Source organism: Thermoprotei archaeon (genome assembly GCA_038881895.1).
Classification (GTDB): domain Archaea; phylum Thermoproteota; class Thermoprotei; order Gearchaeales; family WAQG01; genus JAVZOV01.
In genome coordinates, this window is sequence record JAVZOV010000003.1 from 108584 (window position 1) to 120691 (window position 12108).

The following is a 12108-nucleotide window of genomic DNA, read 5'->3' on the forward strand; positions in this document are numbered from 1 at the left end:
CTTATAGAGGTAATACAGAATGATAGAGCCTGCTATATCTGTGAAAGATTTAAGTTTTACGTATTCGGGGTCTGATTATCCTGCACTGGTCAATATTAATATGAATATTATGGAAGGCCAGTTTGTACTTATTACTGGACCTAGTGGTTGCGGTAAGACAACGCTCCTTCGAACGTTTAATGGGTTAATACCAAATTTTTATCCTGGTGATCTAAAGGGTGATGTGAAGATATACGGATTAAGTGTAAAGGAACACAGAACATTTGAGCTTGCAAAATATGTTGGAATGGTGTTTCAAGATCCTGAGAATCAGCTTTTAACGTTAAGTGTAGAAAGAGATATAGCGTTTGGACTTGAGAATCTAGGATTTAGAAAAGAAGAGATTAAAGAGAGGGTCGACTGGGCATTGAATGTTGTTGGTATAGAACGTTTGCGGGAGAAGGCTCCGCATGAACTTAGTGGTGGTGAACAGCAGAAAGTTGCGATAGCAGCAGCAATAGCAATGCAACCAAAAATTTTAGTGCTTGATGAGCCTTTAAGCAACCTTGATCCAATGAGCGCTAAAAACATTGTTGAACTTCTTGAACAACTCAGACGAAAATTAAGACTAACAATAGTAGTTTCTGAACATCGGTTAGATTTACTCTCTAAACATGCTGATTTAATATTTATAATGAAATCAGGCAGTATTATAGCGTCTGGTCCACCGAAGGAAATTCTTAAATCAGATATTGCTTGGAGCGCAGGTATAAGTATCCCTAAAGTTGTTGAAATTTGGAAAACTTTGAAATCACAGGTTAATCTTAGTGATATACCACCAATCTCAGCTGAGGAGGCTTTTGAAAAGTGGAGAATATATCTGAAGCAATACGTGTGAATAATTTGTGGTTTACATATCCTAATGGAGTTAATGCTTTAAAAGACATAAATCTCACTATTCTTAAAGGTGAGATTGTTGCACTGATTGGCGAAAACGGTGCAGGAAAAACAACTTTAGCTAAACATTTCATAGGATTACTTAAACCCACAAGAGGCACTGTCGAAGTTTTTGGTATTGATACAAGAAAAACTACAGTAGCCACGCTAGCTAAAAAAGTAGGTTTTGTTTTTCAAAATCCTGACTACCAGTTGTTTGCAGAAACGGTATGGGATGAGGTTGCTTTTGCCCTAAAAAATTTTGATTTCCCTGAAGATGAAATTAAGAAAAAAGTGAAGAAAACGTTAGAGATGTTTGATCTTCTTAAATATGAGAAAGTCTCACCGTTGGCACTTAGTGGTGGAGAGAGGAAAAGAGTTGCGATAGCCTCAGTAGTATGTTATGACCCAGAAATATTAATACTAGATGAACCTACAATAGGGCAAGATCAAATTCAAAAAAATAAGATTATAGAGCTGATAAGAGCCTTTGCCAGTAAAGGTAAGACAATAATAATCATAACACACGATATGGATTTCGTTGCTGATATAGAACCTAGAGTTATCTTATTATCTAAAGGCAAGATTCTAGCGGATGGACATGCAAGAGATATACTCCCGAACTTGTCACTTTTAGAGGCGGCACACTTGTTGTCTAATCAAGTAGGTTATCTTTCATGGCTATTCAGTAAATACAACAATTACTTTCCACACAACATTATAAAAGTTAATGAATTTGTTGAGGCATTCTTAAAAATGGTGAAAAATGATGATACCAAGTGAAGTATTAGAATTCAGAAAGGGTTCTACAATAGTTCATAGATTTACACCATATACTAAAATGTTATACGCAATACTTTTCAGCATCCTGACGTTATTAAAGCCAGAATTCGGTTATACGCTGTTTATCTTTGTTTTGACAATAATACCAATTATTCTAGCGCGAATGATGAAATTATGGCTAAAATCACTAAGGGGACTCATAATATTAATAATAATGGTATTTGGATTTAATATGCTGTTTACTATGAATGTCTATTATTCATTATCAATGGTACTCAGACTTTTAGCGTTAGTAAACATTTTCATGGTATTTTTACGCACCACATCACCTGAAGATCTAGCGTACGCACTTTATAAGTTAGGATTACCTTATGATTTTGTATTGGCATTCACTATGGCTTTACGATTTATTCCTACAATGCTTAAGGATATACAAGCTGTAATCGATGCGCAACGAGCAAGAGGTTTAGAGACAGAGAAGGGAAATCCAATAAAACGAGTACGCAATTATATACCAATATTTATTCCCCTCATAGTAAATGCAATAAGAAGAGCAAGATCAGTTGCTGAAACAATGGAGTCCAGAGCATTTGGAGCAACAAAAAACCCAACAAGTCTTTATGAAGTAAAACTAAAAACATTAGATTACATGGGAATGATAACAATAACTATAACCACCTTACTAATATTTTATATAACCTATGCATTAAACATTAATATATTATAAAAAACTATATTAATATTGTAAGAAGATAGTTTTCTGCTTTCTTTAGTATATCTTTTGATGTTTTAAAAGTAAGTTTTTTATATGCATCATTAAAAATCAGCCAAACATATCCCATGTGCTCCCATGATAAGCTTACAACCTCCTGTTTCGTTTCAGCAAGAAAATATATGACCTCTTTATGAACAGTTTTACCATGCTTTCTATAAAAATAACTCACTCTTTCCTCAAATCCAGTAACAAATTTTAGATCAGTAATTCCAGTCTCTTCCCTAACCTCACGTATAGCTGTCTCTTTAGGTGTTTCATTACTGTCAATCCCTCCTTTAGGAAAATCCCAGTGCCCAGCCGGATAATTAAGCAATAGATACTTCCTAGTAGAATTTTCTTTTCTAAACACTACAACTCCGGCAGATATTTCCTCAAGCAATTCTTCTCCCATATTTATACTACTTAAGTAATATTTAATTTTAAACAAAGATTCAAACAAATAATAGTAACAAAACAGTTCTACTTGTAGTCTAATATCTCTCTACTATTGTCGGATGGTTTAACGTTTTATTGTTATTCATTCCATCTCAGTTAGAGCTTCATGGATAGCTTTCGGGGTTCTGAGTTAAGTAGAGATTCATAGTGTTTTATCACCTCTACTCAACTCTTCCCTCTCGATTAGCTCATCGAGGACTTTCGGGGTGAACCCGACATCCCCACATCCGAAGGTCAACCCCAGCCCACCCATCCCCATGGGAAGTCATGCTTCCAGAGCAGAGGGGACATTAAAACGTATGAGCAAACCATATTTAAACCTATCTGCTCTGAAAATACTGACAAAGACAGCTAAACACTGCCTCTTAGCCTCTTTGAGAGTGTAAAGCTTCTCCATCAAGAAGATATTATGGCTTATCTCTATTTAAGTCTATCTATTTTGAAACTGTTTTTTAAGGCATTAGAGAACGCTACATCTAAGAAGTTGGTGCGTGAGTCTCTCCACGGCTAAAGCCATTCACCTCGAAAGCCTCCCATAAAATGAGGGAGGAATGTTGGCTTGACACTCTCCACGGCTGAAGCCGGGAGATTCTCGGTTCCTTAGGCTTTCAACAGCTTTCATCGTACCGAGTTCTGGGCTGTGCCAAACCAGCCCCTGGCATGAACATATAGCCTCATCCTCACTCGTCCGAACCTCCTCCCCAACTTCAGCGCAGAGCAGCCTTTGGACATCCGAGCCTCATTCGAGCAACACGCTCAAGAATAATACCATTCAACATAATTTAGACCTATCGACATCCCAGAAACAAAGTTCTAGGCTTTCTTGTCGAATTATATGTAAGATAGCTACTGCTTAAAAATAAATATTGAGAAGTATATGTTATCTTAGGTGTAAAACTTGAAAATGGAAAGTGCGCTACCGTTTTACATAAGAATTATAATTGGAATAATAGGTATTATTCTTTTGATTGGTGTTACATTTTTTGGATCTGTGGGATACATTAGTGTGAGTGATGCGCAAAACATGTATAATGATCTAAATAGAACAATTCAAGGCATTAATGGGCCATTGGACATTTTTAAAAATAATTTCCTCTTATCCACACTAATGATAATACCTCTCATCGGAATCTTTCTCGCAATGGTAATAGCATATAATACTGGTCAAGCGTTCGCTGCTATAAGTATTGTGAAGTACGGAAGTAACTTAGGAGGAAGACTTTTTCTCCTCACTATGTTCTTTCCGCATTTTTGGTTTGAATACATATCATATGGTTTTGCAGCAGTTCAAAGCCTAATATTTGTCTATTCCATAGTAAAAGCGCTAAAAACCAGAAAATACGGGATAGTGCTTACAGAACTATTTATAACAATCATCATAATAGGAATAGTTGCTGCGTTTCTTTTAATCGGTGCAATAATAGAATACAATCTAATCACTTAAAGAGATTCTTTTCTATTCTTTGCTCACGGTGAAAAAAAAGTAATAGCTTAAAAGAAACGATCGAGTTTCTCTTCAATCTCTATTTCCTTAATTATATCACGAATAGTGTTAGCAATGTTTTGTATTATATTTGGTTGTTTTCTAATTATTGTTGATATTTTATCAAAAATAATTATGTATTTAGTGAGTTCCTTTGAATCCTCTACCGTCTTCAGTGGAGAATTGCATTTAATGCACAAACCATTGAGTGGGGGTCTTTTATAAATCATTCCGCACTTTGTGCAGACAAATCCTGATGTCAAATACCTTAACAATTTTTTCTTGAAGATAGGAATAAGTTGAGCAGAAATAATAATTAAGCTTTTTTCAGTGTCAATGTATTCAAGCTTTGATATTATATTCAAATAAAGTTCCAAGTTATTTAACAGATCTCGAGAATATTGTTGTACTGGATTGATTAAAAATTCTGGGTAAAACATTAAATTATTATAAATAGCTTCTTCATTAATGTTTACTGAGGATGCTTTCTCGCCAATCCATGATGTGTCATAAATCGTTAATGGCTCATCTACTAGCTTAATTTCATCAATATGCATATTTATTATAAATGGATAATGTTCATACCCTAAGTATTTTGATGAATAGTTAAGAATCAAATCAAGTGCTAATGCGATGTAATCTTCCTGTCCGTTACATAATCTACCTTTTGACGCATGCCATGATGGATGTGCATACAATACATCGGACTCGCTAAATCCAATTATACGACCAATAACACCTACACGTGAGTTAGGAGCAAACCCTATGATTAAATGTCCTATAAGTTCATATAAATCTGATGCGTAATAGAATAACGGTAACTTGTATATATTTTGTAATTCAGAATCTACAAACTTAGCTACATTTAGAAGCAGCTCTCCAACATGCTTTGGTAGTATTACATCGTACGGAAATAATCTTATAACCTGATTTTCATTAACCAGTTCATTTCCATCAGCATCATAATTATACCCCAACGATTTCAATCTCTGAACACTAGCACTTATATCTTTTGGCCTAAAATGTGTAAGCGGAGCATTGGTTATCCTTATTTTTATTATCCCATCGCTGCTCACTGACACATTGTTTAGTGAACGCAATATTCCTTTTTCAATTATTTCATAACCTCCACCATCTTTTACTGGCCTCAATGTACTTGGAGATCCTAAACCTATTTTTTTTATAGCATTCCTATATTCTTCAATACTAATAGAGAAGACGTTATAGATGTCTGCCTTTAAATTGCATTTAGGACATATCGCAGAATCTATAAATATTTTACATCTCGGACAATAATAACCTTTAATTGTTCGTGATCCACACGTAGGACATTGATATTTATATGTTACATTATTACAGTTTTTACAGATTCTAATAGATAGTAATGCATTAACGCTTTTTTCATTAATCGTAGCCAGATCATCAACATTAAATGGTATAATAGTGTGAACAATCCTGCTTTTCCTCTGTTTTTTAATGATTAAAGATGCATTCACGTTATTTACATACTTAGGTATGAGGATAATTCCTGAAACAAGAAATATTATATCATTAACATTCATCCACTTAATTGCTTCATAAGTGATATTAGTATCAAAACCAAGGCATGAAAGTAATGCTCGTCCTTCATTAACCTCTAAGAAACCACTTGAAACAATATGGGGTACTAACAACTTTTTAAATAATCTTTTAATTTCCGAATTATATCTTATAAGCAACTTACTATCCTGAAAAGTAAATCGTGATGCCTGTAATATCTTTCTTAATTGCAAATAATCACTAACAGATAACGCATCCCAATTAAACACATATTTAGGATGAAGAGGTATTCCTATTTTTTTTGAAAAATTAACAGCTTGTATGTCACTGGGTAATATTTTTCCCTTAAGTATGTCTTCTATACTCTTATCATCAAGATTCATATCTTTTTTTATTAAATTAAGATTAGCCTTCTCTCTTATTTTCCTTAGAAACAATAATTGCCACCATTCATTACAGAAACCAGCCCTCTTCAGCTTAGCATTAGAGCGCACCAGATCATTATAAGAAATCAAGATATCACCTAGATGAAGTATTTTAGATACTTTTTCATTTATTCTTAATGCATCCTCAAAATTTTCTATTTTTACGATACTACCATCTCTCAGTTCAACGATTGGCCCATCAATATTATCTACAGGAATGACAAGGGCGTGCCATGGAGCATTATCTAGTTTTAAAACTGAACCAGTTCTTATGAGACCATTAAGCAAAAACATTGTTGCTGGATGAATACCAACTGCACCAAACCCAGTATTATATGCTCTTCCATAACGTATTTTAAATCCACCTTTACCATGTTGAGAAATAGGCATTTTTATATATTGAAAAGGCCTTTTAAAGCTTAAATTTTCAAGCCATGACCATCCTTCAAGATTCAGCATTCTTGATAATCGAATTAGACTATTTTTATGCGCAGCAATACTTAACAAAACTCGAGAAACAACACCAAATCCTTCATCACTAGAAACACCTACTTGAAGATGAGAAATTATCTCCCTTATCACATGAAACGAACTTCTATCCTTCTCCCTCTCATTATAAAAGCTGTTAAATTCCTCAACATTAAATCTGTATTCATTTAAATGCGCACTACGACGGACATAGTCTGCTATCATCACCGAAAAAGCCAAATTAGAGGATTTAACTCTAAAAACAGCAGAATTATAATTAAGTAGTAAAGATTTTTGAGGTTGAAAAACAATTTTTACATCGGAAATAGAGTAAATACCTCCATCATCATGACCCTGGTTTATAGTAACAAGACCTGCACGGATAGCCAAGAGTATTGATTTATCATCAGGAAAACTACCAAACTTACCTAACATTGTTTCTTCAGCAACTTTAAAAGCTGCAACCTCTGGACCTAAAGATGAAATAAGTTCATCAGCTTGCAATCCAAAATTCTTAAGTTCTGGCATCATCTCCTGCATTAATTCAGCACGATTATGAACCGTAATCACTTCTGGCTTTGTTTCAGGATCAACTCCCTTCATCCTAGCATGTCTTCCCATCTCTAATACATTCATGAGGCTCTCTTCAATAATTTTATGCAATAGACTCACCTTTTACTGAAATACAAAAGTATTAATTATCTAATTAAAGTTTCGAATTATTATCTTAAATTTCGCTGTAAAAATGGAGCCTCGGCCGGGCTTTGAACCCGGGTCCTCCGCATTACCAGTGCGGCGCTCCACCAGGCTGAGCTACCGAGGCTCCTAATGATAAAAGAAATTTAGATAAATTTTAAGTTTTCGTTTAAAAAGAACATGATAAAGAAGATGTACCATAGGATGTATCCTACCCAGAGTGAGAGTATTAGTGTGTAGATTGTAAGTCCTAGTAAGACACTTGTGCTTCTTAATTTATAAATTATGTAGCGACTGAAGATAGTGCAGCAATATGCAAACTGACTGTGAGACTGTCTTCATACCAGGAGTGCATTGACATAGCTCAAATCTCGGTAGGATGAAATTCTAAGAGGGGCTGAAAACTGAGAAACTTCTGGTTTTAGCTGTAGAGAATATTAATGGTATTCTTATGATATTTTATAAACAAAAATTCAACAAAATCACTATATTATAAAATAAAAATGGGTACTGAAGATGCGTGGATAGTTTTCCTAAAAATTTTGAACCTGTATATTTTAAAAATAGTTTTATCAATTTGAAATATTTTTGTTGGTACTTATTTTTTTGTAGAGTTATACTTATATTTTGCTTTAAGATATTTGCTTTTCGTAGAAATGGTGGGGCTAGAGATACTTGACGTCAGAGAACAAGAAAACATAAAAAGTACGGTCGGGAGGCACCTCATAGCCGAGCTATTTAACTGTGATGAACAAATTCTTACGGACGTCGATAGAATTAGAGAAATATTCGTAAAAGCAGCGAAGGAAGCAAAAATGCATGTTGTAAAAGCATACTTTCACAGATTTAACCCACATGGTGTTAGTGGTATGGTAATTGTGGCTGAATCGCATTTATCAATCCATACATGGCCAGAGCACGGTTATGCAGCAGTTGACATATATGTTTGCGGTAATGATGCAGATCCATGGAACGCATACAGGATCATAGTAACGGAACTGAAGGCTAAACAAGTGACCGCCTTAGAACTTAAACGTGGAATAATAATAAAATAGATTTTACGGCTCGGCTAATGGGGTGTCCTCCGTTATTCATCTATTTGTAACTATTAAGATCATTTTCTCATATGCATATAAAATCTTTTTCTGATATAAATGAAAATAGAAACGAATACAACAAGGAATGTTAATGACAAGACTGTAATCATATTTAAATTTCGTGCAGAAATCATCTGTGAATTGAGAGTTTCATTGTTTTCCGTGATAGATGATTGTGATTCATATTTACTTAATACTTGATATGTCTCATCTTTTTCTCTCCATTCGATATTGTTGTTCAGGATTGTCTTAAACCATTCGTAGCTAGGTTTTACATAATCTGAAATAATTATTGAACTGGTCACGAATACTGTATTAGTTAATAATGCTGAACCTATGATGTGATTTAATGGGTTTTTTGTTGTAATTTTTAAGTATGTAGAATTATTAATCTTCACATAATTCACTGAAGCATCTTTAAAATATGTTAAATCTACTGGTAAAAATCCCCATGGTGGTATATATACCATGGCCCAACCATGCCAACCAGTGTTAATCAGTTCATAATACAGGCTATTAAAATTCTCAGTACTGTTATTGCCATTCATGTATATAGAACCTATCTGCAAATAAGCTGGAATGCCTACAGATCTTAACATGCTAATGAGAAGGATTGATCTATCATCACAATCTCCTTCTTTATATTTTAAAACTGATGCAGAATTCCATGGTTCCAAGTGCGGTGGACTAACAGGATAAAGTATGTTTTCATCAATCCATGATGAGTACTTAAGGACTGTATCTAATACATTACTTTTGTTTAGCATAGAAAGAGCTAACATTTTCACATTACTATCATTCAACCAAGCATCGTTAGATCCCAAGTAAACACTGTTTATTAATTGTTTAGGAATATCCTCTAAACCTCCAGCTTCAGACATGCTTAGATCAGGAACCTTCTTATGTGTAATAAAGATAAGATAAGAAACATTGAATACCATGTACACTGTTGAATTTATTTTTTCTGGTATCTGATTCACACTAATTAGTGTATTGTTATCTTTATCACTGGTTAAAATATAATCGTTAAACGTCTTTCCATTAATGTTGAGAACAAACCAATCAATATAAACAGATTGAGAAAAATATTCATTAGAGATATTCTGAAAAGATATTATAGGGTTTATTAACCAAGATTGGAAAGAATTACTTGGAAAGATAGCATAAACATTAATGTTGACTCTATAATATTTTAATGGTGATGTATTGAGTAATGATGTATAAGATAGTACTATTAACATGATAAGAATTATTCCACATATTCTCTCCAGGACCTGCATACATGGTGTATTTATTTTTTCTTTTAGATAACGTTATCTAAAAGAACATAAATAATTATAGTGGTGAGAGATATGGCGTTCTTAATTTTAAAACCAAAGCTTCAAGTTGCTTTAGATTTCACTAATCTAGATGATGCGATTAGAATTAGTGAGATGGTTGTTGAGGGTGGTTGTGATATACTTGAAGTTGGTACTCCACTTATTAAAAGTGTTGGTATTGAGAGCATTAGACGATTACGTCATGCATTCCCACGGACACAGATAGCAGCGGATATGAAAATCATTGATGCTGGACGCGTAGAAGCTAGACTAGCAGCAGAATCTGGAGCTGACATTGTTACAGTTCTAGGTGTTGCAGACGACTCAACCATAAGAGATGTAATTTCTGAAGCAAAAATGCGTGGTATAAGTGTAAGTGCAGATCTGATTGCTATAAAAGATCCAGTAAAACGTGCTATAGAGCTTGAATCACTAGGTGTGGATATGGTATGTGTTCATACAGGTGTAGATGTTCAAAAAGCTAGAGGAATTACTGTTAAAGAATTAATAAACGAAATAAGATTAATATCACGCAGCGTTTCAATACCTTTATGCGTAGCAGGTGGTATAAAACCTGACATGGTTAAAGATCTTATAGAGGCTGGAGCAAAAATTATAATAGTAGGTTCAGCAATAACTAATGCTCCTGATCCTAAAAAAGTTACACAAGAAATAAAAAATATAATAACAAGCTTTACATAACTTTCTTAATATAGAAGTAGTCAATAAATTGTGTTTCTTATGACATCTATAATAAAAATTGGATGCTGTGGATATGGAAAAGGAGGTTTAAAGAAGTATGCATTAACGTTTAATGTCGTAGAAGTACAATCTACATTCTATAACCTACCGAAAATTGAAACCGTAAAAAAGTGGTCAAATGAGGCATTATCTATTAATGCTAATTTTGAATTCACGATAAAGGCATGGCAAGGTATTTCACACTCACCTAATAGCCCTACATGGAGACGTTCAAGAGTTAAACCAGATTCAACTATGGGATCATTAAAACCTACAGAAAAGAACTTTAGTTCATGGAAAGAAATTACGAATATAGCTAAAGCTTTAAAATCTAAGTTTATAATAATACAAACACCACCATCATTTAGTCCAAGTGAGATCAACATAAAAAACATGAAAGATTTCTTTTCTTCAATAAATAGAGATGACATAATTATAGGATGGGAGCCTAGAGGTGAGTGGAGAACTCAACCAACCACTATAATGAAACTTTGTGAAGAACTAAATTTAGTTCATGTTGTTGACCCATTTAGAATGATGCCACTTTCGAATTTACCTTACGTTTACTTTAGATTACATGGAATAGGTGGAACAGAATATAATTATAGATACAAGTATTCAGATGATGATTTAGTAAGACTAATCATGATCATAAATGAACAAATTAGCAGGAACAAATCTGAGATATATGTAATGTTTAATAATTTTGAAATGGTAAATGATGCTCAGAGACTTTTATTAATGATAGAGAAGCAAAAACTTTAATATATAAAATAACAAAATTAGAAGAGAGAAATGTCGCTAGTGTTATGGCTTGCAAGTATAATAATATCATTCATTGAAACTTACGGTTTACTAGGAATAATGATAACCATGACTTTAGAGAGCGCTCTTGTACCATTACCCAGTGAAGTAATAATGCCCTTTGCTGGATTTGTATCTTGGAGCAAAGGTTCATGGTTATTTTTTTGGCAATCTGTAATTGTGGCAACATTTGGTAATTTATTAGGATCAACAATTCTTTATTATATAGGAGCACTTGGTGGTAGACCTTTAATAATAAAATATAGTAAATATTTATTAATAAGTGAAAGAGAATTACGTAATGCCGAAGAATGGTTTCAGAAGAAAGGAGAAATAACAATTTTGATTGGAAGAATGCTGCCTGCTGTACGAACAGTAATCTCATTACCTGCTGGGATTTTTAGAATGGATATTATTAAGTTTGTAGCATTTACAGTAATTGGTTCTATACCCTGGAATATTATTTTAACATATTTTGGATACATTCTAGGTGTACATTGGATGACGATACTCAATTATTCAGTTTATATTGACATCATGGGAATATTAGCTTTAATTGTACTGATAACTATTATGTTCATTAGAAACAAACATTGATAATTATTATAAACTACGTTTAATTTATATT

Annotated in this window: 12 protein-coding genes and 1 tRNA gene; 8 read left to right on the plus strand and 5 right to left on the minus strand. The window is 33.6% G+C overall.

Annotated elements, in window-relative coordinates; translation table 11 throughout:
* The first annotated feature begins 19 nt into the window (after positions 1-19).
* The 3 genes from QW128_05930 to QW128_05940 are packed head-to-tail and all read left to right on the plus strand — an operon-like array spanning position 20 to position 2425.
* Positions 20-877 (plus strand): ABC transporter ATP-binding protein, encoded by an 858-nt coding sequence (locus tag QW128_05930; protein ID MEM3833115.1) that lies wholly within the window; start codon positions 20-22, stop codon positions 875-877.
* Positions 847-1698 (plus strand): ABC transporter ATP-binding protein, encoded by an 852-nt coding sequence (locus QW128_05935; protein MEM3833116.1) that lies wholly within the window; start codon positions 847-849, stop codon positions 1696-1698. Before QW128_05930 ends, QW128_05935 begins: the two co-directional genes overlap by 31 nt.
* Positions 1685-2425, plus strand: coding sequence for an energy-coupling factor transporter transmembrane component T (locus tag QW128_05940; GenBank protein MEM3833117.1), 741 nt, complete (start codon positions 1685-1687; stop codon positions 2423-2425). The genes QW128_05935 and QW128_05940 overlap by 14 nt, the downstream gene beginning before the upstream one ends.
* 4 nt (positions 2426-2429) lie before the next feature.
* On the opposite strand, the gene QW128_05945 is transcribed toward QW128_05940, so the two are convergent.
* Complete coding sequence (locus QW128_05945; protein MEM3833118.1) at positions 2430-2864, minus strand: bis(5'-nucleosyl)-tetraphosphatase; 435 nt, start codon at positions 2862-2864, stop codon at positions 2430-2432.
* 309 nt (positions 2865-3173) lie between these two features.
* Positions 3174-3305, minus strand: a complete 132-nt coding sequence (locus QW128_05950; protein ID MEM3833119.1) for a hypothetical protein — start codon at positions 3303-3305, stop codon at positions 3174-3176.
* Positions 3306-3812: 507 nt separating this feature from the next.
* Here QW128_05950 and QW128_05955 point away from each other — a divergent pair.
* Complete coding sequence (locus tag QW128_05955) at positions 3813-4352, plus strand: stage II sporulation protein M (GenBank protein ID MEM3833120.1); 540 nt, start codon at positions 3813-3815, stop codon at positions 4350-4352.
* A 47-nt stretch (positions 4353-4399) separates the two neighbouring features.
* On the opposite strand, the gene QW128_05960 is transcribed toward QW128_05955, so the two are convergent.
* A complete protein-coding gene (locus QW128_05960) occupies positions 4400-7486 on the minus strand; it encodes a hypothetical protein (GenBank protein ID MEM3833121.1) in 3087 nt (1028 codons plus the stop codon).
* A gap of 83 nt (positions 7487-7569) precedes the next feature.
* Positions 7570-7646, minus strand: a tRNA-Thr gene (locus QW128_05965).
* Positions 7647-8175: 529 nt separating this feature from the next.
* Between QW128_05965 and speD the strand changes: the two genes are divergently transcribed.
* Positions 8176-8574, plus strand: a complete 399-nt coding sequence (gene speD, locus QW128_05970; protein MEM3833122.1) for an adenosylmethionine decarboxylase — start codon at positions 8176-8178, stop codon at positions 8572-8574.
* Between the two features lie 59 nt (positions 8575-8633).
* On the opposite strand, the gene QW128_05975 is transcribed toward speD, so the two are convergent.
* Positions 8634-9896: a transglutaminase-like domain-containing protein gene (locus tag QW128_05975; protein MEM3833123.1), complete on the minus strand. Its 1263-nt coding sequence runs from the start codon at positions 9894-9896 to the stop codon at positions 8634-8636.
* 72 nt (positions 9897-9968) lie between these two features.
* Here QW128_05975 and hxlA point away from each other — a divergent pair, with 72 nt between their 5' ends.
* From hxlA to QW128_05990, 3 genes are read left to right on the plus strand one after another with little or no spacing between them, the layout of a single operon-like run.
* Positions 9969-10637: a 3-hexulose-6-phosphate synthase gene (gene hxlA, locus QW128_05980; GenBank protein ID MEM3833124.1), complete on the plus strand. Its 669-nt coding sequence runs from the start codon at positions 9969-9971 to the stop codon at positions 10635-10637.
* Positions 10638-10676: 39 nt separating this feature from the next.
* Positions 10677-11441: a DUF72 domain-containing protein gene (locus QW128_05985; GenBank protein MEM3833125.1), complete on the plus strand. Its 765-nt coding sequence runs from the start codon at positions 10677-10679 to the stop codon at positions 11439-11441.
* A 30-nt stretch (positions 11442-11471) separates the two neighbouring features.
* Complete coding sequence (locus tag QW128_05990) at positions 11472-12077, plus strand: DedA family protein (protein MEM3833126.1); 606 nt, start codon at positions 11472-11474, stop codon at positions 12075-12077.
* Positions 12078-12108: the final 31 nt, after the last annotated feature.

What these genes read in the sequence shown, in the direction of transcription:
- QW128_05975 (MEM3833123.1), bottom strand. Translation starts at nt 9,896, where the DNA reads ATGCAGGTCCTGGAGAGAATATGTGGAATAATTCTTATCATGTTAATA.
- QW128_05940 (MEM3833117.1), top strand. Translation starts at nt 1,685, where the DNA reads ATGATACCAAGTGAAGTATTAGAATTCAGAAAGGGTTCTACAATAGTT.
- hxlA (MEM3833124.1), top strand. Translation starts at nt 9,969, where the DNA reads ATGGCGTTCTTAATTTTAAAACCAAAGCTTCAAGTTGCTTTAGATTTC.
- QW128_05990 (MEM3833126.1), top strand. Translation starts at nt 11,472, where the DNA reads ATGTCGCTAGTGTTATGGCTTGCAAGTATAATAATATCATTCATTGAA.
- QW128_05945 (MEM3833118.1), bottom strand. Translation starts at nt 2,864, where the DNA reads ATGGGAGAAGAATTGCTTGAGGAAATATCTGCCGGAGTTGTAGTGTTT.
- QW128_05930 (MEM3833115.1), top strand. Translation starts at nt 20, where the DNA reads ATGATAGAGCCTGCTATATCTGTGAAAGATTTAAGTTTTACGTATTCG.
- QW128_05950 (MEM3833119.1), bottom strand. Translation starts at nt 3,305, where the DNA reads ATGGAGAAGCTTTACACTCTCAAAGAGGCTAAGAGGCAGTGTTTAGCT.
- QW128_05955 (MEM3833120.1), top strand. Translation starts at nt 3,813, where the DNA reads ATGGAAAGTGCGCTACCGTTTTACATAAGAATTATAATTGGAATAATA.
- speD (MEM3833122.1), top strand. Translation starts at nt 8,176, where the DNA reads ATGGTGGGGCTAGAGATACTTGACGTCAGAGAACAAGAAAACATAAAA.
- QW128_05985 (MEM3833125.1), top strand. Translation starts at nt 10,677, where the DNA reads ATGACATCTATAATAAAAATTGGATGCTGTGGATATGGAAAAGGAGGT.